The 21,018-nt window shown below is 63.7% G+C and carries 17 protein-coding genes; 10 read left to right on the top strand and 7 right to left on the bottom strand.

Going from position 1 to position 21,018, the window contains the following annotated elements; all coding sequences use genetic code 11:
• Positions 1 to 14: 14 nt before the first annotated feature.
• From aceE to ACN5AZ_RS15665, 4 genes are all read right to left on the bottom strand, one after another.
• Complete coding sequence (gene aceE / locus ACN5AZ_RS15680) at positions 15 to 2,672, bottom strand: pyruvate dehydrogenase (acetyl-transferring), homodimeric type (RefSeq protein WP_419429840.1); 2,658 nt, start codon at positions 2,670 to 2,672, stop codon at positions 15 to 17.
• A 241-nt stretch (positions 2,673 to 2,913) separates the two neighbouring features.
• Positions 2,914 to 4,083, bottom strand: coding sequence for a DNA recombination protein RmuC (locus ACN5AZ_RS15675; protein WP_419429839.1), 1,170 nt, complete (start codon positions 4,081 to 4,083; stop codon positions 2,914 to 2,916).
• Complete coding sequence (mutL, locus tag ACN5AZ_RS15670; protein WP_419429838.1) at positions 4,080 to 5,993, bottom strand: DNA mismatch repair endonuclease MutL; 1,914 nt, start codon at positions 5,991 to 5,993, stop codon at positions 4,080 to 4,082. The genes ACN5AZ_RS15675 and mutL overlap by 4 nt, the downstream gene beginning before the upstream one ends.
• Before the next feature lie 260 nt (positions 5,994 to 6,253).
• Positions 6,254 to 6,835, bottom strand: a complete 582-nt coding sequence (locus tag ACN5AZ_RS15665; RefSeq protein ID WP_419429868.1) for a DUF1285 domain-containing protein — start codon at positions 6,833 to 6,835, stop codon at positions 6,254 to 6,256.
• 66 nt (positions 6,836 to 6,901) lie between these two features.
• Between ACN5AZ_RS15665 and ACN5AZ_RS15660 the strand changes: the two genes are divergently transcribed.
• From ACN5AZ_RS15660 to ACN5AZ_RS15645, 4 genes are read left to right on the top strand one after another with little or no spacing between them, the layout of a single operon-like run.
• The gene (locus ACN5AZ_RS15660) at positions 6,902 to 7,918 is read left to right on the top strand and encodes an AAA family ATPase (RefSeq protein ID WP_419429837.1); all 1,017 of its coding nucleotides are present in this window, start codon (positions 6,902 to 6,904) and stop codon (positions 7,916 to 7,918) included.
• Positions 7,915 to 8,790, top strand: coding sequence for a DUF58 domain-containing protein (locus tag ACN5AZ_RS15655; RefSeq protein WP_419429836.1), 876 nt, complete (start codon positions 7,915 to 7,917; stop codon positions 8,788 to 8,790). Before ACN5AZ_RS15660 ends, ACN5AZ_RS15655 begins: the two co-directional genes overlap by 4 nt.
• Positions 8,787 to 11,543, top strand: a complete 2,757-nt coding sequence (locus ACN5AZ_RS15650) for a DUF4159 domain-containing protein (protein ID WP_419429835.1) — start codon at positions 8,787 to 8,789, stop codon at positions 11,541 to 11,543. The genes ACN5AZ_RS15655 and ACN5AZ_RS15650 overlap by 4 nt, the downstream gene beginning before the upstream one ends.
• The gene (locus ACN5AZ_RS15645; protein WP_419429834.1) at positions 11,540 to 13,582 is read left to right on the top strand and encodes a glutamine amidotransferase; all 2,043 of its coding nucleotides are present in this window, start codon (positions 11,540 to 11,542) and stop codon (positions 13,580 to 13,582) included. Before ACN5AZ_RS15650 ends, ACN5AZ_RS15645 begins: the two co-directional genes overlap by 4 nt.
• On the opposite strand, the gene ACN5AZ_RS15640 is transcribed toward ACN5AZ_RS15645, so the two are convergent.
• From ACN5AZ_RS15640 to ACN5AZ_RS15630, 3 genes are read right to left on the bottom strand one after another with little or no spacing between them, the layout of a single operon-like run.
• Positions 13,579 to 13,926, bottom strand: coding sequence for a hypothetical protein (locus ACN5AZ_RS15640; protein ID WP_419429833.1), 348 nt, complete (start codon positions 13,924 to 13,926; stop codon positions 13,579 to 13,581). The two genes, ACN5AZ_RS15645 and ACN5AZ_RS15640, sit on opposite strands and share 4 nt — an antisense overlap.
• Positions 13,927 to 13,961: 35 nt before the next feature.
• Positions 13,962 to 14,675, bottom strand: a complete 714-nt coding sequence (locus ACN5AZ_RS15635; protein ID WP_419429832.1) for a DUF599 domain-containing protein — start codon at positions 14,673 to 14,675, stop codon at positions 13,962 to 13,964.
• Positions 14,675 to 15,085, bottom strand: coding sequence for a CopD family protein (locus ACN5AZ_RS15630; RefSeq protein WP_419429831.1), 411 nt, complete (start codon positions 15,083 to 15,085; stop codon positions 14,675 to 14,677). Before ACN5AZ_RS15630 ends, ACN5AZ_RS15635 begins: the two co-directional genes overlap by 1 nt.
• 178 nt (positions 15,086 to 15,263) lie before the next feature.
• Here ACN5AZ_RS15630 and ACN5AZ_RS15625 point away from each other — a divergent pair, with 178 nt between their 5' ends.
• From ACN5AZ_RS15625 to ACN5AZ_RS15600, 6 genes are all read left to right on the top strand, one after another.
• Positions 15,264 to 16,709, top strand: a complete 1,446-nt coding sequence (locus ACN5AZ_RS15625; RefSeq protein ID WP_419429830.1) for an FAD-linked oxidase C-terminal domain-containing protein — start codon at positions 15,264 to 15,266, stop codon at positions 16,707 to 16,709.
• Between the two features lie 21 nt (positions 16,710 to 16,730).
• Positions 16,731 to 17,885, top strand: a complete 1,155-nt coding sequence (locus tag ACN5AZ_RS15620) for an FAD-binding protein (RefSeq protein ID WP_419429829.1) — start codon at positions 16,731 to 16,733, stop codon at positions 17,883 to 17,885.
• Positions 17,882 to 18,220, top strand: coding sequence for a hypothetical protein (locus ACN5AZ_RS15615; RefSeq protein ID WP_419429828.1), 339 nt, complete (start codon positions 17,882 to 17,884; stop codon positions 18,218 to 18,220). The genes ACN5AZ_RS15620 and ACN5AZ_RS15615 overlap by 4 nt, the downstream gene beginning before the upstream one ends.
• 15 nt (positions 18,221 to 18,235) lie before the next feature.
• Complete coding sequence (gene glcF, locus ACN5AZ_RS15610) at positions 18,236 to 19,522, top strand: glycolate oxidase subunit GlcF (protein ID WP_419429827.1); 1,287 nt, start codon at positions 18,236 to 18,238, stop codon at positions 19,520 to 19,522.
• Positions 19,523 to 19,597: 75 nt separating this feature from the next.
• Positions 19,598 to 20,392, top strand: coding sequence for a trypsin-like serine peptidase (locus ACN5AZ_RS15605; protein ID WP_419429826.1), 795 nt, complete (start codon positions 19,598 to 19,600; stop codon positions 20,390 to 20,392).
• Between the two features lie 137 nt (positions 20,393 to 20,529).
• Entirely contained in the window at positions 20,530 to 21,000 is a 471-nt protein-coding gene (locus ACN5AZ_RS15600; RefSeq protein ID WP_419429825.1) for an Hsp20 family protein, read from the top strand.
• Positions 21,001 to 21,018: the final 18 nt, after the last annotated feature.

Raw genomic sequence — 21,018 nt, 5'->3', positions numbered from 1 at the left:
CCTCCTGTCCGCGCTCAGACCAAACGCGGGTTCGGCTTGCCGCCGTCGATGTCGTATTTTTTCAATGCCGCCTGCAGGTCCTTTTCGGACACCGCACCCTCGCGGAACAGATCCACCATGGCGGCTGCTGCGATGTGGTTGGCGTCCACTTCGAAGAAGCGGCGCAGGTTCACACGGCTGTCAGAGCGGCCGTAGCCATCGGTGCCCAGCACGGTAAAGCGCTGTTTCACCGCACCACGCACCTGTTCGGCAAAGTTCTTCATGTAGTCGGTGGCGACCACAATCGGGCCTTTGGCGCCCTCAAGCGTTTGCGTGATAAACGGCACGCGCGGCTCGGCGAAGGGGTTCAGACGGTTGTGGCGTTCCGCATCCTGATAGTCGCGGGCCAGTTCGTTGAACGAGGTCGCCGACCAGATGTCCGAGGTCACACCAAAGTCTTCTTTCAGCATCTCGGCTGCTTTCAGCGCCTGAACAAGGATCGTGCCCGAGCCCATCAGGTTGACGTGCTTTTTGCCGGGACGTGCGGTTTTCTTCATCCGGTACAGACCCTTGATGATGCCCTCTTCGGCACCCATGGGCATTTCGGGATGATGATAGTTTTCGTTCATCAGCGTCAGGTAGAAATACACGTCTTCCTGATCCACGAACATCCGCTGCAGGCCGTGCTGCACGATCACCGCGACTTCGTAGCTGAAGGTCGGATCATAGCTGATGCAGTTCGGGATGGTGCCCGCAAGGATATGGCTGTGGCCATCCTCGTGCTGCAGACCTTCGCCGTTCAACGTGGTCCGACCTGCGGTGCCGCCCAGCATAAAGCCGCGCGCACGGCTGTCGCCCGCCGCCCATGCCAGATCGCCGATCCGCTGGAAGCCGAACATCGAGTAGTAGATGTAGAACGGAATCATCGGAACGCCGTGGTTGGAATAGGACGTCGCCGCCGCGATCCAATCCGCCATGGCGCCTGCTTCGTTGATGCCTTCCTGCAGCACCTGCCCGCTTTGCGATTCCTTGTAATAGGACATCTGTTCGCGGTCTTCGGGGGTGTAGTTCTGGCCCAGCGGGTTGTAGATCCCGACGGAACGGAACAGGCCTTCCATGCCAAAGGTGCGGGATTCATCCGGCACGATGGGCACGACTTGCTTGCCGATTTTCTTGTCCCGCAGCAGCGTCGTCAGGATGCGGACAAAGGCCATGGTGGACGAAAACTCGCGCTCGCCACTGTCCTGCAGTTCCTTTTTGAAGGCATCCAGCGCCGGGATTTCCAGCTTCGGGCTTTCGGTTTCACGCTTGGGGAAGGTGCCGCCCAGCTCTTTGCGGCGCTCGTCCATATAGGCCTTTTGCGCGTTGTTGAGCTTTACAAAGGGGATGTCCTTTTCCAGCTCCTCGTCGGTGACGGGGATCTGGAAGCGGTCGCGCATCGCCTTGAGCTGGTCGAGCTGCATCTTCTTTTGCTGGTGCGTGGTGTTCTGCCCCTCGCCAGCGGTGCCCATGCCATAACCCTTGACGGTTTTGACCAGCAGCACGGTGGGCTGGCCTTCGGCCTCGGTGGCGCGTTTGAAGGCGTTGTAGACCTTTTTCGGATCGTGACCGCCACGGCGCAGCGCCCAGATCTGATCGTCGGTCCAGTCCTTCACCAGCTCTGCGGTCTCCGGGTATTTGCCGAAGAAATGCTTGCGGATGTAGGCGCCGTCCTTGGATTTGAAGGTCTGGTAATCGCCGTCGATGGTTTCGTCCATCAGCTGACGCAGCTTGCCAGAGGTGTCACGCTCCAGCAGTTCGTCCCAACCCTTGCCCCAAAGCAGCTTGATCACATCCCAGCCGGAGCCGCGGAAGTTGCCCTCAAGCTCTTGCACGATCTTGGAGTTGCCGCGCACCGGACCGTCCAGACGCTGCAGGTTGCAGTTCACAACGAAAATCAGGTTATCCAGACCTTCGCGCGCCGCCAGATGGATCGCGCCAAGGCTTTCGGGTTCGTCCATCTCACCGTCGCCGAGGAAAGCCCAGACCTTGCGGTCGGACTTTTCGATCAGGCCACGGTTCTCCATGTATTTCATGAAGCGCGCCTGATAGATCGCCATCAGCGGGCCAAGACCCATCGAAACCGTGGGGAACTGCCAGTAATCGGGCATCAGCCACGGGTGCGGGTAGGACGACAGACCGCCGCCTGCGACCTCGGAACGGAAATTCTTCAGCTGCTCTTCGCTGATCCGGCCTTCCATAAAGGACCGTGCGTAGATGCCGGGGATCACGTGGCCCTGAAAGAACACCAGATCGCCGCCGTGGATCGCGGATTTCGAACGCCAGAAGTGGTTCAGGCCAATGTCATACATGGACGCAGCAGAGGCGAAGGACGCGATATGCCCGCCGTATTCGCTGCTCTCCTTGTTACGCTTGACCACTGTGGCCATGGCGTTCCAACGGTTGATGGTGCGAATGCGCCACTCCATTTCCTGATCACCGGGGACCTCGACCTCGTCATCGGGGGAAATGGTGTTCTGGTAGGGGGTCGTCGCAGAAAAGGGCAGCTTGGCCCCTGCGGCGCGCGCGCGCTGAACGGCCTTGTCCAGCAGGAAATGCGCACGGTCCGCACCGTCGCGTTCGATCACATCCTCGATGGCTTCCTGCCATTCCTGGGACTCGACCGGATCCACGTCTTGGGGAGTATCTTTCATGTGTCCTCTTCCCTTGTCGGCTCAACCTAGCTGCAGCGCAGCAATGGTTCAGCGTTAAACTATTTCTGACGGTTGTACGCCCACGCCGTCCAATTGCGACCAAGGTAGCACATTCCGCAGATGGTTAAAGGAGGGTCTATCAGGGTGCGGAACGTAACGGCAGAAGGTCACGCGCATAGCATCCATGCACTCAGCGCATAGATGACGCGGCTTTGCCCCCACTTTTTAGTTTAATGCTAAACTAATCGACGCGCTGGTCCGCGCGCAGCAACGCAACATCGCGCTCCGCGCCTTCGGACATTTCTTCGAAATCGAAATTATCCAGCCTGCGCGCGCGCTTACCCGCCTTGTCCGCGCTGATCTTGATGTCTTCGATATCCTTGGCGGCCTGCCCAAAGTGGCGATCGAGGTTCGCAACACGTGCGCCCAGACGGTCCACATCCGCGTAAAGCGCGTGCAATTCCTTACGGATCGCACCGGCTTGGGCCCGCATCCGCGCATCTTTCAGGATCGCGCGCATTGTATTCAGCGTCGCCATGCAGGTCGTAGGCGATACGATCCAGACCCGCGCCGCGAATCCCTCGCGCACCACCTCGGGAAAGTTGGCGTGCAGCTCGGCGTAGACGGCCTCGGACGGCAGGAACATCAGCGCGCCATCGGCGGTCTCCCCCTCGATCACGTAGCGGTCCGAAATATCGCGGATATGTTTGCGCACCGACAGTCGGAACTGCTGTGCTGCACGGGTCAGCGCCTCTGACGTGTCGGCGCGGCGCATCGCCTCGTACCCTTCGAGCGGGAATTTTGCATCCACCACAATCGGCCCCGGCGGATTGGGCAAGTGGATCAGACAATCCGCGCGCCGCCCGTTCGACAGCGTCGCCTGCAAGGTATAGCTGTCCGAAGGCAGCGCCTTGGACACAATGTCCTGAAGCTGGATTTCGCCAAACGCCCCGCGGGTTTGTTTGTTCGACAGGATATCCTGCAACGACAGTACATCGCCGGACAGCTTGGTGATATTGGCCTGCGCCTTGTCGATCACCGCCAGACGTTCATGCAACTCGCCAAGGCTGTGCGCCGTACGTCGGGCAGAGCCATGCAGATTCTGCGCCATGCGATCCTGCACCTCGGCCAAGCGCTGCTCCATCAACTGGATCATGGCGGATTGACTGCTGGCCTGCGCCTCGGACACGTGGTGCAAGCCTCCGGCGAGACGCTCCTGCCCCTCCCCCAGATGCTGCACCCGCACGGCAACGCCGCGCATCTGCTGTGCCAAAGGCTCCACCGCGCGGGCCGCCCGCGATGCCGCACGGGCCGAGGACACCAGCAACAAAAGCAGGACGACCACCAGCCCGAGCCCCAGCAGAACCACGGGATCAGACAGATCGACTGTCACATCGCCAATCTGGATCATGTGCGACCGAACAGGCGTTCGATGTCGGCAAGACGCAGTTCGACATAGGTGGGGCGACCGTGGTTGCACTGACCGGAATGGGGCGTGGCTTCCATCTCGCGCAGAAGGGCATTCATTTCTTCGGCGCGCATCACGCGGCCCGACCGGATCGAGCCATGACAGGCGACGCGGCTGAGGATCGCCTCGATCTTTTCCTGCACCAGATGGGTTTCGCCGTCCTCGTCGAGTTCATCCAAGATGTCCTTGACCAAGCCAGTGCTGTCGACTTCGCCCAGAATGGCAGGGGTTTCGCGCACCGCCACAGCGCCATTGCCGAAGGGTTCGATCGTCAGCCCCATCCGCGACAGATCCTCGGCCACCGCCAGCAGACGCTGTGCGTCGTCATGCGACAGCTCAATGACGTCGGGAATCAGAAGTGCCTGCGCCGCGACCCCGTTCTCCGCCATTTGGCGTTTGAGTTTCTCATAGACCAGACGTTCATGCGCGGCGTGCTGGTCGACGATCACCATGCCGGTCTCGGTCTGGGCGATAATGTAGTTTTCGTGCACCTGCCCGCGCGCCGCCCCCAGCGGTTTGCGGGTGACATCCTCGCGCGGTTCGGCGGCAGCGGGTTCGGGGTCAACCACGCGGCCGGAATAGCTGCCACCAAGATCCGCAAACCCCGTCTGCGGATGCGGCGGCGCGGGTTGAAAACCGGCGCTGTGCCCGGCCGGGGCCTGCGCCGCATAGCTCGCCTGACGCGCCCCTGCCGACGGGCGGTCCATCTGATAGATGCGTGGCTGCCCGTGCGGCTGGGGGGCTGCACCAAGGGGGCCAACCGGCTCGGGGCGCATGGCCCCCAAAGTGGCATCCGCCACGGTGGTCGACGCGCGATGCCCCGCACCTGCCAAGGCATGGCGCAACGACGTCACGATCAATCCACGCACCACGCCGGGATCGCGAAAGCGGACCTCGGACTTGGCGGGGTGGACGTTCACATCGACCTTATGCGGGTCGCAATCCACAAACAAAGCCACCGCCGGATGCCGGTCCCGCGACAGGAAATCGTGATACGCCCCGCGCAAAGCACCGATCAGCGTTTTGTCCCGCACCGGACGACCATTGACGAACAGATGCTGCGCAAGGGATGTCCCGCGCGAATAGGTCGGCAGCGCGGCATAGCCCGTCAGGCGAAATCCCTCGCGTTCCGCATCGATGGCCAGTGCGTTCTCGGCGAATTCCGCCCCCATCACGCGTGACAACCGGCCGCGCAGGGCATCGAACAGATCGCCTTGCTCCGGCTCGACCCGGAATGTCACGCGGTCGCCGCCCCCCGACACGTCCCGCAGCGTAAAGCCTATCGCCGGTTCCGCCATCGCCAACCGTTTGATCGTGTCAGAGATCGCCTGCATTTCAGCGCGGTCCGTACGCAGGAATTTCAGGCGCGCGGGTGTGGCAAAGAACAGATCGCGCAGCGTGACAACTGTGCCGCCATTCAACGCGCAAGGTCGGGCGCTGCCGCGGTGCCCGCCCTCGACCGACAGTTCCACCGCATCATGCCCCTTGGCACGGCTTTGGATCATCAGCCGCGCGACGGCCCCCAATGAGGGCAATGCCTCGCCACGAAACCCGAAGGAATGGATGTTCAGCAAATCAGTGCCGTCGATCTTAGACGTGGCATGCCGCGACAAGGCCAAGGGCAGATCGTCTGCCGTCATGCCGCAACCGTCATCGGTCACGCGGATCAGGGTTTTACCGCCGTCCGCGATCTCGACCGTGACGCGCCGCGCCCCTGCATCAATGGCGTTCTCCACCAGTTCCTTGACCGCCGAGGCAGGGCGTTCCACGACTTCACCGGCGGCGATACGGTTGATCGCTGCATCGTCTAGCTGTCGGATCGTCGGGCGCATATTGGGGTCGTGGGTGTTCATGCCACCAGACCTAGCAGGGGCTGTGCGATTCTGAAACCGCTGTTGCGCGACGCCCCGCCCTCATCGGCAAGAAACGCGCACCGGATATTCCGCGTGGGCGCAACCAAATTCAACCTTGCGCGTTCGACGCCTATGTAACGGATTTATGAAAGAGCGCCGAAATGCCAGTTCCCCGCATCACCTTTGACACCCTGTGCAGCATTTACGGCGAGGCATTCACCCGCCGCTGGTTCACACCGATGTCCTACGTCCAACGCTGATCACCCGTCCAGCGCATCCGACGGGATGATCCGAAAGAACGTCCCGCCGGACCATACACCAAACCAGCCATCGAGATGCACGCCCAGATCGACCAAGCGGTAGAAACTTTTGCGGTCAATCAGCGCCTCGAGATTGGCACGGACCAACACATAAGGCGACGGCTCGCCCGTCTCGGGATCACGCTCGACCCGAATCGGGGCGTCAGGGCCGGCGACGGTGACATCGCCTACGTGGGTCTCGAACGTCAGGACCTGCGCATCCCCCGCCCCATCGACCGTGAAATCCACCGCGACAAAGGGCGCATCCTCGACGGTGATTCCGACCTTTTCCACCGGCGTGACCAGAAAATAATCGTCGCCATCGCGGCGCAAGATGGACGAGAACAGCTTGACCAGTTCGAACCGCCCAATCGGCGTGCCAAGGTAGAACCACGTGCCATCCCGCGCGATACGCATGTCCAGATCGCCGCAAAACGGCGGATTCCACTTATGCACCGGCGGCAGCCCCTTGCCTGATTTTGCAGCGCGGGCCGAGGCCGCAAGCCCCTCGGCGGAGGGTGTCACGATATTTTGTGCCGACATTGCTTTTGCCATTCATCTGACCAAGGATAGATTACAGATAGTATAGTTCGGAAACGGAGAGACGCCATGCCCCCCACCGAAACCAGTGCCGAAGACCTTGTCGCAGATATCGAGGCGCTGGAGGACAAGCTGGCGGAGGCCAAACGGTCCATCACAGCCCGTTTCATCGGTCAGGAGCGGGTCGTCGATCTGACACTGGCGTCGATGCTGTGCGGTGGCCATGCGCTGCTGATCGGCCTGCCCGGTCTGGGCAAGACCCGTCTGGTGGAAACCCTGTCCACGGTGATGGGCCTGAACGGCAACCGTGTCCAGTTCACGCCCGATCTGATGCCCGCCGATATTCTGGGCTCCGAGGTGCTGGAAACCGCCGCAGACGGATCGCGGGCATTCAAATTCATCGAAGGCCCGATTTTCTGTCAGCTTTTGATGGCCGACGAGATCAACCGCGCCAGCCCGCGCACGCAATCTGCGCTTTTGCAGGCGATGCAGGAGAAAGTGGTGACGGTCGCGGGACAGACCCGGTCGTTAGAGGCGCCATTTCACGTGCTGGCCACGCAGAACCCCATCGAACAAGAAGGCACCTACCCCCTGCCCGAGGCGCAGCTTGACCGCTTTTTGGTGCAGATCAATGTGGCCTACCCCGACCGCCAGACCGAAAAGGACATTCTGCTCGCCACCACTGGCACCGCCGAAGCGGACAGCCATCAGGTGTTCACCCCGCAAGAGCTGATCGCCGCGCAGAAACTGTTGCGTCGGATGCCCGTGGGCGATGCGGTTGTGGAACAGATCCTTGACCTGGTGCGCGCCTTCCGCCCTGATGATCCTGCCGCCCCCGAACGGGTCAAGGACATCGTGGCCTGGGGACCGGGTCCTCGTGCGGCGCAGGCGCTGATGCTGACCGTGCGGGCACGCGCCTTGTTGCAGGGGCGGCTCGCCCCCTCCCCCGAGGACGTGTTGGACATGGCGAAACCTGTTCTGGTGCACCGCATGGCGCTGACCTTCTCGGCCCGCGCACGGGGCGAGGATCTCGGCGCCCTGATCGACGAGGTCGCAGGCCAGTTGGCGCAGAAAGCCGCCGCGTGAGCAACGTCGCCCATCTCCGCACCCGCGCGCAGGAAGAGGCCAGCCGCTTTCCCGCGCTGCTGGCCCGTGCCGAACATCTGGCAGGCACCATGCTGCTGGGCGAACACGGGCGGCGGCGGGCCGGATTGGGCGATGATTTCTGGCAATATCGTCCACTGCGGGCGGGTGACAGCTATCGTCAGATCGACTGGCGCCGCTCCGCCCGCGGGGATGAACAATTTGTCCGCGAGCGGGAATGGCAGATCGCGCAGTCGGTGCAGATGTGGGTCGATCCCGGTGCCTCCATGCGCTTTGCCAGCCACGACCGCCTGCCATCCAAGGCCGATCGCGCGCGGCTGGTCGCCCTTGCCACCGCCGTGCTTTTGATCCGGGGGGGCGAGCGTGTGGGCCTGACCGGCTGGTCGCTGCCGCCACGGCGCGGCGACGCCCAGACTCTGCGGCTGGCCGAGGTTTTCAGCAGCGATGCCCCCGACGATTACGCCGAACCCGAGGCGCGCGGCATGCTGCCCCACGCCAAGGCGCTGTTTGTATCGGATTTTCTGGGCGACATCGCCCCTGTCGAGGCTGCCCTGACCAAGGCCGCAGATCGCGGCGTACGCGGCGTGCTGATGCAGGTGCTCGACCCGGCTGAGGAAAGCTTTCCTTTTGACGGGCGCACCATATTCGAAAGCATAAACCGCACCGTGGCGCATGAAACGCTCAAGGCGGGAGAGCTGCGCGAGCGCTACCTGTCGCGGCTGGCCGAGCGCAAGGATGCGCTGGACCGGCTGTGCCGCCTGACAGGCTGGCAACATGTTCTGCACCACACTGACAAAAGCGCGCAATCCGCCCTGCTGTGGGTCTATCGCGCCCTTGACGGGAGCCACGGATGACCCTGTTCGGCTTGGGATTTTCCGCGCCTTGGCTATTGCTTGGCCTGCTGGCGCTGCCGCTGTTGTGGATTATCCTGCGCGCCATCCCGCCCGCGCCTGTACGTCGCCTGTTTCCCGGTGTGGTCCTGCTTCTGGGGTTGAAGGATGACGAGCAGGTCACCGACCGGACACCGTGGTGGCTGCTGCTGCTTCGGATGCTGGCGGTCGCGGCTGTGACTGTCGGACTGGCCGGGCCGATCCTGAACCCGACCGAGGACGATGCCGCCGAAGGACGCGGACCGCTGTTGGTGGTTCTGGATGGCGGCTGGGCCTCGGCCTCGGATTGGACGCTCCGGATGAGCACGCTGGATGGGCTGCTGGCCGAGGCCGGGCGCGCAGACCGTCGCGTTGCCTTGGTGCAACTGACCGACCCGGAAGACATCCGGTTTTCCACGGCGGACGTCTTGCGCACAAGGTTAAGCGGCCTGTCCCCCGATCCCTGGTCTGCCTCGACCGATGCAGTGGCCCGCGTAATCGACACCCTGCCGGACGAGCCGTTTGACAGCTACTGGATGTCCGACGGGCTGGCCCATGAGGCCCGCACCGATCTGCTGGAAGCGCTTGAGGATAAGGGGCGCGTGACCGTCTATCAATCGCCCCGCAACCTGATGGTGATCGACCCGATGACCGTGGCCGACGGCAACCTGACCGCCCAATTGCGCCGCCTGTCCCCCGGCCCCGAGACCGAGGTCACGATCGAGGCCCATGGCCGCGATCCCGCCGGAAATCCTGCCGTTCTGCTCCGCAGTCCGGTGCAATTTGACGCAAACGCCCTGACCGCCGGGACCGACCTGTCCATCCCGTCAGAGCTGCGCGCGCGCATCGAACGCTTCGAGATCGCCGGTGCCGACAGCGCCGCAGCCGTCACCCTGTCCGACGACAGCCTGCGCCGCCGCGAGGTTGCGCTGATCGCCGGACGTGAAGACCGCGAAGGGCTGCAATTGCTTGATCCGTTGCATTACCTGCGCAAGGCGCTCGCCCCGACGGCGGATATCCTGGAAACCGATCTGGCCACTGTCCTGCCCGCCAACCCGGATGTCATCGCGCTGGCGGATGTGGCGCGGCTGACCGGACAAGAGACCGCCGATGTGCTGGACTGGATCGACGCGGGCGGCACCCTGCTGCGGTTTGCTGGGCCACGGCTGGCCGCCTCCGACCTGTCGCGCGACGCCGAGGACCCGTTGATGCCGGTGCGGCTGCGCGCCGGCGGGCGCACGGTCGGCGGCGCCATGAGCTGGGGCGCGCCCAAGGCCCTTGCCCCCTTTGACGAGGACAGCCCCTTTTTCGGCCTGTCCCTGCCCGAGGATGTCAATGTCACCTCGCAGGTCATGGCCCAGCCCGATCCCGCGCTGGCCGATCGCGTGATCGCGCAGCTGGCTGACGGGACGCCTCTGGTGACGCGCAAGACCGTCGGACAAGGGCAAATCGTGCTGTTCCATGTGACCGCCAACGCGGAATGGTCGACCCTGCCGCTGTCCGGCCTGTTTGTGCAGATGCTGGAACGTCTGGCGGTGTCCTCGGCCCCGTCGCAGGCCGATCCCGGCGATCTGACAGGCACCACGTGGCAGCCGATGCGGGTGCTTGACGGCTTTGGTCGCCCGCAGGATGCGGGTGTCTTGCCCGGGGTGGACGGCGCAGACCTGCTGAGCGCCCCGCTCGGCCCCGAATTGCGCCCCGGACTGTACGAGGGTGCCGAACGCAGCATCGCCCGCAATGTCATCGCCGCCGAGACAGAGCTGACCCCGGCGGTCTGGCCGGACCGCATCACGATCACCGGCCTGTCGGAACCTCAGGCCCAGCCACTGGCCGGATGGCTGCTGTCTGCGGCGCTGGCGCTGTTGGCGGCGGATGTTCTGGCCACGCTGGCACTGTCTGGCAGGCTGCGCGGTGGTGTCACGGCGGCGCTGGCTTTGTGGGTGGCTATGGCCCTGCCCCAAGACGTGCAGGCCCAAGATAGCGATGCTCAGGCTTTTGCGGCCACATCGGACGTGGTGCTGGCGCATATTCTGACCGGCGACAGCCGTGTGGACGAGATTGCCCATGCGGGCCTGCGCGGGCTGTCGGATACGTTGTTCTTTCGCACCTCTGTCGAACCGGCGGAGCCTATCGGCGTCGATCTCGAATCGGATGAACTGGCGTTTTACCCGCTGCTTTATTGGCCAATCACCTCTGATCAACCCACCCCCTCTGCCGAGGCCTATGCCAAGCTGAACACCTACCTGCGCTCTGGCGGGCTGATCCTGTTCGACACGCGCGATGCCGATGTGGCGGGTTTCGGCACCAACACCCCCGAAGGGCGCAAGTTGCAACAGCTTGCCGCGCCGCTGGACATCCCCCCGCTGGAAACCGTCCCGCAGGATCACGTGCTGACGCGCACCTTCTATCTGCTCAATGATTTCCCCGGACGCTGGCAAGGACGCCCGGTCTGGGTCGAGGCCGCGCCGCCCGATGCCGAGCAGATCGAAGGCATGCCATTCCGCGATCTCAACGACAATGTCAGCCCCGTGGTGATCGGTGGCAACGATTGGGCCGCAGCTTGGGCCGTGGACGCCCAAGGCAATCCGATGGTGCCGCTGGGGCGTGGCTTTACCGGCGAACGGCAACGGGAAATCGCCTATCGGTTCGGAGTTAACCTTGTGATGCATGTGCTGACCGGAAACTACAAAAGCGATCAGGTCCACGTGCCTGAATTGCTGGAACGGCTGGGCCAATGAACGCCGCAGAGATCGTCTTTGACCCGTTGGTCCCGTGGTCTGTTCTCGCCATTCTGGCATTGCTGACCTTAGCCGCTATGGCACTTGCCATCTGGCGGCGGCTGCTGGGCTGGCCCCTGCGTCTGGCGGCGGGGCTGGTGCTGTTGGCGGCACTGGCACAACCGTCATGGCAAAAGGAGGACCGCGCCGCCCTGTCCGACATCGTGTTGATGCTGGTGGACGAGACAGCCTCGCAGCAATTGGCCGAACGCGCCGGGGTCACGGGATCAGCGGCCGACACGCTGGAGACACGGCTGACCGCCCGCCCCAACACCGAGGTGCGGCGCATTCCCGTGCCCGATGGCGAAGGCGACGCGGGCACCCAATTGATGACCGCGCTGTCTGCCGCCCTTGCTGAGGAGCCGCGCGGCCGCATCGCTGGCATCGTTCTGCTGTCTGACGGGCGGTTGCACGATCTCGAACGCACGCCCAACCTGCCCGCCCCGATGCACCTGCTGCTCACGGGCCGCGAGGACGACTGGGACCGGCGGCTGATCGTCAAGAATGCCCCAGCCTTTGCCATTCTTGGCGAGCCAGTGGAGCTGACCCTGCGGATCGAAGACGAAGGCGCAGCGCCGAAGGCCACCGAGACAGAGATCGAGATTTCCGTCGACGGGGCCGAACCCCAGCGATACCGCGTGCCACTGAACGAGGACCTCCCCCTGCCGATCGAGCTGCCTCATGGCGGGTTGAACGTGATCGAATTTGTCGTCCCCGAGGCCGATGGCGAACTGACCGACCGCAACAACCGCGCTCTGGTCCAGATCAACGGCGTGCGCGACCGTCTGCGCGTCCTGCTGGTGTCGGGCGAACCTCATGCGGGGGGGCGCACGTGGCGCAACCTGCTCAAATCCGATTCCAGCGTCGATCTGGTGCATTTCACCATCCTGCGCCCTCCGGAAAAACAGGACGGCGTGCCAGTGACGGAACTGTCGCTGATCGCCTTCCCGACGCGCGAGCTGTTTCTGGAAAAGATCGACGACTTCGACCTAATCATCTTTGACCGCTACAAGCGTCGCGGCATTCTGCCGACCATCTACCTTGATAATGTGCGCAACTATGTGGAACAGGGCGGGGCGGTTCTGGTCGCAGCGGGGCCGGATTTTGCCGGGGCGGAATCGATCTATCGCTCGCCACTGGCGGACATCATGCCCGCCGAACCCACCGCGCGCGTGTTTGACCGTGGCTACCGTCCTGCGGTGTCCGAGATGGGGCAGCGCCATCCGGTCACGGCCGGGCTGGACGGGGCGGACAGCTGGGGCCGCTGGCTGCGCCAGATCGAGGTGGAACCGACCTCCGGCGATGTGGTGATGCAAGGCGTTGACGACAAACCGCTGTTGATCCTTGACCGTGTGGGCGAAGGCCGTGTGGCGCTGCTGGCGTCCGATCACGCGTGGCTGTGGAATCGTGGCTATGAGGGCGGCGGCCCCCAGCTTGAACTGTTGCGCCGTCTTGCCCACTGGATGATGAAAGAACCCGAGCTGGAGGAAGAGGCGCTCTGGGCCGAACCCAGCGGCCAGACCATGCGCATCATCCGCCGCTCGCTGACTGATGACGTGGGCGCAGTCACGGTCACGGGGCCGGACGGCGCGGAGGTTGAACTGTCGCTGACCGAAACCAGCCCGGGCCGCTTTGAAACCACCTATGAGGGGCCGGAAATCGGGCTGTACCGGCTGCGCGAGGGGGATCTGGAAACTGTGGTTGGTCTGGGCCCTGCTGCCCCGCGCGAGTTTATCCAGACCATCGCGTCCGGCGCGGCGCTAGAGCCTGTGATCGACGGATTGCGCGGTGGAGTGCTGCGGCTGGAGGACGGCGTGCCCTCCGTGCGCGCCGTGCGCGAAGGCCGTCCCGCCTCTGGGCGCGGCTGGATCGGGATCACCCCGCGCGACGCGTTCGAGACCTTGGACATCCGCCAGACGGCCCTGTTGCCGCCCTGGCTGGTCCTGCTGTTGGCCGCGTCGCTAATCGTCGGCGGGTGGCTGCGCGAAGGACGCCGCTAACGGCTTACATCCAGCGCGTGGGTGGTCTCTGACCAGCCATCCACGGAACAGCGCGCCCGCACGAACAATGGCCCCTCGGGCAGGCTGTCCAAGGTCAGACTGCGGGTAAAGGGCTGTTCGTGCTCATGCGGGTGGTGCAGGACACGCAGGCCGATCTCTTGCCCAGTGGCATCCTCGACCCGCCATCCATCGGCGTAGTGATCCCACCCCGTATCAGGATGGCTGAGGGTCACGGACACACGCCAGCCGCCGCCCGCCTGTATCGCCTCTGCCTGTTCGACGCGGGGCGGTTCCGCGAACGCTGTCCCGGCCGCGACCGCAAATGTAAGCAATGTCTGTTTCATGCGCGCAGACTACCGCAGCCCGCCTGCGCCCGCTGTCACGATGCCGTGTTGTGATCCGTGGGCTCCAGCAGCACCGCACGGCTGACAGAGGCAAATTCACGCCGCAGGATAACCGCCAGCGTGATCACGGTTGCCACCATCAGGGGCACCGCCCCCGCCAGCCAGACAGAGGCCGCGATCCCGAAATACACCGACCGGAGCCCACGATTGTAGCTGCGCGCGCCGGTGATGTTGATTTCCGCCGCCTTGCGCGCGCGCGGCAAGGTGATCGGATTGCTGGCATCATCGGGCACCGCCGCCATCAGAACAGAGGTGTAGCCGAACAGACGATGCGACCAGACGAATTTGAGAAACGCATTGGCCGCAAACAGAAGCATCAACATCAGCTTGATCTCGAACACGACCACAGGATCGGCGCTTTCGGTCAGGTCTGCGGCCACGCCGCGCAACTGATCCGCATTCCCCAACAAGGCAAAGCCACCCCCGATGGCAATCATCGACGCCGAGGCAAAGAACGCCGTGCCTTGACGCAGGTTGGCCACGATCTGGCTGTCAAAAATGCGCGGCTGGCGGTGCACAAAATGCACCATCCATTCGCGCCGGTATTCCGCCATAAGAACCGAGGTGGACGGGTGCCCCTTTGGCGGGTGTTCGATAATCCGCGTCGCAAAGGCCCACGCCAGCACCAGACCCGCCACCGCCGCAGCGTCCAGCACGGTGAGCCCGGTGAACAGACCCAGATCCGGCATCAGAACGGCTGGGCGACAACCGCCCAGAGCACTGCAATGGTCACAAAGACGCTGACTTCATTAAAAATCCGCAGGAACATATCGCTTTCGCGGAAAACGCCTGATTGCGCGCGGCGCACCAGCTTTCCGGTCCACAGATAATGCACCGCCAGAACCACAACCAGACTGGCCTTCAGATGCAGCCATGCGGGCCAGCCAAGCCACGTCCCGTACCAGATCCCGGTGATGATCGCGATGATCCCCAGACCAAAGCTGAAGCGATACAGACGAAAGGTCAGATCCCCGAGCGGCCCGTTTTCCCCCAGCCGGGCATGCTCGCGCTTCCAGTAGATCAGGGCGCGCGGCACCGCAAAGATCGAGGTCATCCACCCCATAACACACAGAATGTGAATGATTTTGACCCAAGCCATCGGCGTCTCCGTTCCTTTGCGGCAGATGACCTCTCTGACCCGCAAATGGCAAGGGCTGTGCCGGTATTGCCCCCAGAAACCGTCACTTTGGTTATTTTAATTGACCAATATGGCCGATTTTGATTTACTTGTCGCAACCCCGCAGACCGTTTCCCCCGACCACAGGAGCGCCCGACCGATGCAAATGCCCGAACCGGATCAAAGCATTCTGGCGCGCAAAGCGCGGATCGTCGAACGTCTGGATGCCGCGCTGCCCGGTCGCGTCATCCACAAAGAGGCCGAGGTCCGCGCCTACGAATGTGACGCCCTGACCGCCTACCGTTGCCCGCCGCTTGCCGTGGTTCTGCCCGCCTCCACCGAGGAGGTCAGCGCCCTGCTGAAAATCTGCCATGACGAAGGGGTGCCCGTGGTGCCCCGTGGGGCGGGCACCTCGCTGGCCGGTGGGTCATTGCCCACGGCGGATTCCGTGATCCTTGGCGTGTCGCGCATGAACGAGGTGCTGGAAACCGACTATGACAATCGGTTCATCCGCGTGCAGACGGGCCGCACCAACTTGTCCGTGACCGGCGCGGTTCAGGAGGACGGGTTCTTTTACGCGCCGGACCCCTCGTCACAGCTTGCCTGCGCGATTGCGGGCAACATCGCCATGAACTCGGGCGGCGCGCATTGTCTGAAATACGGGGTGACGACGAACAACCTATTGGGCGTGCGCATGGTGATGATGGACGGCACCATCGTCGATTTGGGCGGCGCGCATATGGATGCGGGCGGGCTGGATCTGTTGGGGGTGATTTGCGGGTCCGAAGGGCAGCTTGGCATCGTGACAGAGGCCACCCTGCGCATTCTCCACCAACCCGAAGGCGCGCGGCCGGTGCTGATCGGATATGACAGCAACGAGGTCGCGGGCGCCTGCGTGTCCGATATCATCAAGGCCGGTGTGCTGCCCGTCGCCATCGAATTCATGGACGCCCCCTGCATCCGCGCAACCGAGGATTTCGCCAAGGCAGGCTACCCCGATTGCGAGGCGCTTCTGATCGTCGAGGTCGAAGGCTCGGACGCGGAAATCGCCGAACAGCTTGAGAAAATCACCCAGATCGCCCGCCGTCACAACCCTGTCGAGCTGCGCGAGGCGCGCGACACGGACGAGGCGGCGCGCATCTGGCTGGGCCGCAAATCCGCCTTTGGCGCCATGGGCAGCATTAACGACTACATGTGTCTGGATGGCACGATTCCCGTGAATGAACTGCCCTTCGTGCTCAAACGTATTGGCGAGCTGTCCCGCGAATACGGGCTGGAGGTGGCCAATGTCTTTCATGCGGGCGACGGCAACATGCATCCGCTGATCCTGTTCAATGCCAATCAGGACGGACAACTGGATCTGTGCGAGCGGCTGGGTGCCGAGATCCTGAAACTGTGTGTCGAGGTCGGCGGCTGCCTGACCGGCGAACATGGCGTCGGCATCGAAAAGCGTGACCTCATGAGCCATCAATACGCCCCCGCCGACCTAGAGGCGCAAATGGCCGTCAAGGACGTGTTCGACCCCAAATGGCTTTTGAACCCGGCCAAGGTGTTTCCGCTGGATGCGTCCCAGACGCGCCGCGCCCAAGGCATTGCCGCAGAATAACCCCACAGAGGGACGCCCCAGATGACCCCCACGACAGAGGCCGCACTGGCCGATCTTATCACTGCCGCTTCTGGCCCGCTGCATGTGCGGGGCGGCGGCACGCGCACCATCGGGCGTCCCGTTGTGGGCGAGGTTCTCGACACCTCTGGCCTGTCTGGCGTGACCCTGTACGAACCCGGCGCGCTGACGCTTGTGGCGCAGGCGGGCACACCGCTGGCCGAGATCACAGCGCTTTTGGCCACGGAACACCAACGGCTGGCCTTTGAGCCGCCCGATTTGCGGGGATTGCTGGGCACCGATGGCAACAGCACCATCGGCGGCGTTGTTGCGGCCAATGCCTCGGGGCCGCGCCGTGTGCAAGCGGGGGCCTGCCGCGATTTTCTGCTGGGCGTGCGTTACATCGACGGCACCGGCGCAGTTGTGAAAAACGGCGGTCGCGTGATGAAGAACGTGACCGGCTATGATCTGGTGAAACTGATGGCCGGGTCCCATGGCACGCTGGGCGTTCTGACCGAAGTGTCGCTGAAGGTGTTGCCCACGCCGGAGACCGCTGCCTGTATCATCCTCGAAGGGCTCGACTGGGGGCAGGCACAAAGCGCGATGTCGCGGGCGCTTGGCTCGCCCTTTGATGTGACAGGCGTCAGCCACGCGCCGGACGATGGCACCACCCCTGCCCGCACCATGATCCGCATCGAAGGGTTCGAGGGCTCCGTTGCCTATCGCGCCGAGCAGATCGCAGCCCGTTTGGCCGAGCATGCGCCGCAGATCGAGCGCGACCCGGACACCATCGCCGCCCATTGGGCCGCTGTACGGGATGTGGCAGCACTGCACGACCACGCCTGCGTCTGGAAGCTGCATCTCAAACCGTCGGATTCGGTGGGCTTGGCTGCCGACATGCGCGACCGGCACGGTCTGGACGCGCTGTCGGATTGGGGCGGTGGTCTTTTGTGGTTGGGTGCCAAATCCGATGACAACACAGCGTCTTTGCATCACGAGATCCAGACCCGCACGGCACAGCTTGGCGGTCATGCGACCTTGGTCAAGGCGCCGCAGTCCCAGCGCGCCAGCCTGCCCGTGCTCCAACCCGAAGCCGCCCCCGTTGCTGCGCTCTCCGCAGGTTTGCGGGCAAAGTTCGATCCGCGCGGCATTCTGAACCCCGGATTGATGGCAGGATGACCGGCGTCGTGCTTGCGGCCTTTGTGATCAGCTTTGTGGTGGGGCCGGTTCTGTGCGCGGCCTTCCTCAAGCTGCCCTCGACTGTGGTGGTGTTGGTGTCGATGGCCGCGCTGGTCGTGGCCCCGATGGCGGTCGCGCTGTGGCTGGAAACCCGCGCCCCCATCGCATCCCTGACGCTGATGTGGCTGGGCTGGGTCGCGGCCTGCGCCATGGTGGGCCATGCCTTTCTGCGACGCCTCGACGCGCCACGCCTGCGCCGATGGATCACCGTGTCGGCCATCCTTTCCACCACTTTGCCATGGTTCGGGCTGGCCACCGCCCGGCTGATGACCTGAACAGGACACCCCGAGATGCAGACCACGTTTACAGACCGACAGCTGGCCGATCCCGGCACCGCCCGCGCCAACGAGATCCTGCGCGCCTGTGTGCATTGCGGGTTCTGCACCGCCACCTGCCCCACCTATCAGGTGCTGGGCGATGAGCTCGACAGCCCGCGCGGCCGCATTTACCAGATCAAGGACATGCTCGAAAACGAGCGGACACCGGACGCGCAGACGGTGAAACACGTCGACCGCTGCCTGTCGTGTCTTGCCTGTATGACCACTTGCCCCTCTGGCGTGCATTATATGCATCTTGTGGACCACGCCCGCGAATACATCGAACAACACTATGACCGCCCGTGGCATGACCGCGCGCTGCGCTGGCTGCTGGCGCAGATCCTGCCCTATCCGACACGGTTCCGCGCGGCGCTGGTGGGGGCGAAACTCGCGCGCCCCTTGCGCCGGTTCATGCCCGATCCGCGCCTGCGCGCGATGCTGGACATGGCCCCGAAACACATCCCGCCCGTTTCGCGCAACGACGATCCGCAGACCTTCGAGACGTCTGCGCCAAAGATGCGCGTCGCTTTGATGACAGGCTGCGCGCAAAAGGCGCTGAACACCGACATCAATGACGCCACCATCCGCCTGCTCACACGGCTCGGGGTCGAGGTGGTGGTGGCCAAGGGTGCGGGCTGCTGCGGTGCGCTGACCCATCACATGGGCAAGACCGACAGCAGCCACGGCTTTGCCGGTGCCAATATCAAGGCGTGGGTGGCGGAGGCTGACGGCAAGGGGCTGGACGCCATTGTCATCAACACCTCGGGCTGCGGCACAACGGTCAAGGATTACGGCCATATGTTCCGCAATGATCCGCTGGCTCAGGATGCCGCGCGGGTGGCCGATCTGGCCTGCGACATCACCGAATTGCTGGCACGGCTGGATCTGCCCGAGGGCGCGCCCAAGGGCCTGCGCGTGGCCTATCACGCGGCCTGTTCGCTGCAGCACGGGCAAAAGATCAAGGACGCGCCAAAGGCCCTGCTGCGCCGCGCCGGTTTCGAGGTTGTCGAACCTGCCGACAGCCATCTGTGCTGCGGCTCGGCGGGCACCTACAACCTGCTTCAGCCAGAAATTTCGGCGCAGCTCAAGGCCCGCAAGGTCAAGACTTTGGAAGCCAAGACCCCCGACATTATCTCGGCCGGAAACATCGGCTGCATGATGCAGATCGGCAGCGCCACAGATGTGCCGATTGTCCATACGGTCGAGCTTTTGGATTGGGCGACAGGTGGCCCGCGCCCCAGTGCCCTGCCGCCGGAATAACGCGGACATTGCGCTGACGCTTTGCCGCATTTGTGCCAGAATGTCCCAATAGACGGTTCACAAACCTCGGGGGCCATGGTGCGGATTTTCGCGTTTATCTGTCTGCTGCTGTCTGCAAACCCTGCCTTGGCGCAGGGGCTGTTTTCCATGGAAAGCACCGAGGGCGCCCGCCAGTGGGAGGCGGTTGGTCGTCTGGAAATCGGCGGCGCGGCCTTTTGCACCGGTGCCTTGATCACGGAACGTCTGGTGCTGACAGCGGCGCATTGCCTGTATGATGCCCAAAGCGGGGCGCCCGTGGATGTGCGCGACATCCAGTTTCTGGCCGGCTGGCGCAACGGACGCGCCGCAGCCTACCGGCGCACCAAACGCGCGGTGGCCCATCCAGATTACGACTACAACGATCCCTCCAGCACGGAACGGGTGCGACACGATCTGGCCTTGCTGGAATTGCAACACCCTGTGCGCAACACGACGGTCGTCCCCTTTGCCACCGGCCCGTTGCCCGCGCGCGGCGCGGAAGTCGGCGTTGTCAGCTACGCCCATGACCGGTCCGAGGCACCATCGTTGCAGGATTACTGCACCGTGATCTCGCACCAGCAGGGGCTGCTGGTCTTGTCCTGCGAGGTTGATTTCGGGGCCTCGGGATCGCCGGTGTTCACCTTTGGCGAGGATGGCTCCGCACGGATCGTGTCCGTCGTATCGGCCAAGGCCGAGGCAGGCGGGCGCAAGGTGTCGCTGGCGGTCAATCTTGACGCACCCTTGGCAGAGCTGCGCGCCGCGCTCAGGGCGGCGGGCGATCCCGGCGCCGGATTGGACCGCATGCCCGCTGGCAATCGCCGCGACACAGGGGCCAAGTTCATCCGGCCCTGAGGGGCTTGAAACCCGCTTTTCCGCTCCCCACCTATATCGCACCAAGGCGCCTATCGCAGGGTCTTGGCACCTATCGCCGGATCTGTCCCGTGGTGGAAGATCCGCATCATATCGGTATCGCTCAACTGGAGGATTCCATGAGACAATTCGACTTTGCCCCGCTTTATCGTGCCTCGGTCGGTTTTGACCAATTGGCAGAGATGATGGACCGTGTCCTGACCCATGACACACCGCAGGCGGGCTATCCCCCCTACAACATCGAAAAGACCGCAGATGATGCCTATCGCATCTCGATTGCCGTCGCAGGTTTCGCAGACGAGGACCTGTCGGTCGAGGTCAAGGAAGGCGCTCTGGTCGTCTCCGCCCGCAAGGCGGACGAGGGGGAGCCGCGCACCTACCTGCACCGTGGGATTGCCACCCGCGCCTTCGAGCGCCGCTTTCATCTGGCGGACCATGTGCGCGTGACCGGTGCGACGCATGAGAACGGCATGCTGCATATCGCGCTGGAACGCGAGATCCCCGAAGCGCTGAAGCCGCGCCGGATCGAGATCGCCAAGCCGCATACCGCAATTGCCAAGGATGTGGTCGACGCCGACAAGGTGAACTGATCCATCCCGTCAGACCGA

The sequence above is a fragment of the Sagittula sp. SSi028 genome, assembly GCF_048553715.1.
Lineage (GTDB): Bacteria > Pseudomonadota > Alphaproteobacteria > Rhodobacterales > Rhodobacteraceae > Sagittula.
This window is presented reverse-complemented; position numbering and strand designations above follow the sequence as displayed.

Excerpts from the sequence above, each read along its gene's own strand:
- ACN5AZ_RS15625 (WP_419429830.1), top strand. The coding sequence starts at position 15,264 with ATGCAAATGCCCGAACCGGATCAAAGCATTCTGGCGCGCAAAGCGCGG.
- ACN5AZ_RS15605 (WP_419429826.1), top strand. The coding sequence starts at position 19,598 with ATGGTGCGGATTTTCGCGTTTATCTGTCTGCTGCTGTCTGCAAACCCT.
- aceE (WP_419429840.1), bottom strand. The coding sequence starts at position 2,672 with ATGAAAGATACTCCCCAAGACGTGGATCCGGTCGAGTCCCAGGAATGG.
- glcF (WP_419429827.1), top strand. The coding sequence starts at position 18,236 with ATGCAGACCACGTTTACAGACCGACAGCTGGCCGATCCCGGCACCGCC.
- ACN5AZ_RS15650 (WP_419429835.1), top strand. The coding sequence starts at position 8,787 with ATGACCCTGTTCGGCTTGGGATTTTCCGCGCCTTGGCTATTGCTTGGC.
- ACN5AZ_RS15615 (WP_419429828.1), top strand. The coding sequence starts at position 17,882 with ATGACCGGCGTCGTGCTTGCGGCCTTTGTGATCAGCTTTGTGGTGGGG.
- ACN5AZ_RS15675 (WP_419429839.1), bottom strand. The coding sequence starts at position 4,083 with ATGATCCAGATTGGCGATGTGACAGTCGATCTGTCTGATCCCGTGGTT.
- ACN5AZ_RS15640 (WP_419429833.1), bottom strand. The coding sequence starts at position 13,926 with ATGAAACAGACATTGCTTACATTTGCGGTCGCGGCCGGGACAGCGTTC.
- ACN5AZ_RS15630 (WP_419429831.1), bottom strand. The coding sequence starts at position 15,085 with ATGGCTTGGGTCAAAATCATTCACATTCTGTGTGTTATGGGGTGGATG.
- ACN5AZ_RS15665 (WP_419429868.1), bottom strand. The coding sequence starts at position 6,835 with ATGTCGGCACAAAATATCGTGACACCCTCCGCCGAGGGGCTTGCGGCC.
- ACN5AZ_RS15635 (WP_419429832.1), bottom strand. The coding sequence starts at position 14,675 with ATGCCGGATCTGGGTCTGTTCACCGGGCTCACCGTGCTGGACGCTGCG.
- mutL (WP_419429838.1), bottom strand. The coding sequence starts at position 5,993 with ATGAACACCCACGACCCCAATATGCGCCCGACGATCCGACAGCTAGAC.
- ACN5AZ_RS15645 (WP_419429834.1), top strand. The coding sequence starts at position 11,540 with ATGAACGCCGCAGAGATCGTCTTTGACCCGTTGGTCCCGTGGTCTGTT.
- ACN5AZ_RS15660 (WP_419429837.1), top strand. The coding sequence starts at position 6,902 with ATGCCCCCCACCGAAACCAGTGCCGAAGACCTTGTCGCAGATATCGAG.
- ACN5AZ_RS15600 (WP_419429825.1), top strand. The coding sequence starts at position 20,530 with ATGAGACAATTCGACTTTGCCCCGCTTTATCGTGCCTCGGTCGGTTTT.
- ACN5AZ_RS15620 (WP_419429829.1), top strand. The coding sequence starts at position 16,731 with ATGACCCCCACGACAGAGGCCGCACTGGCCGATCTTATCACTGCCGCT.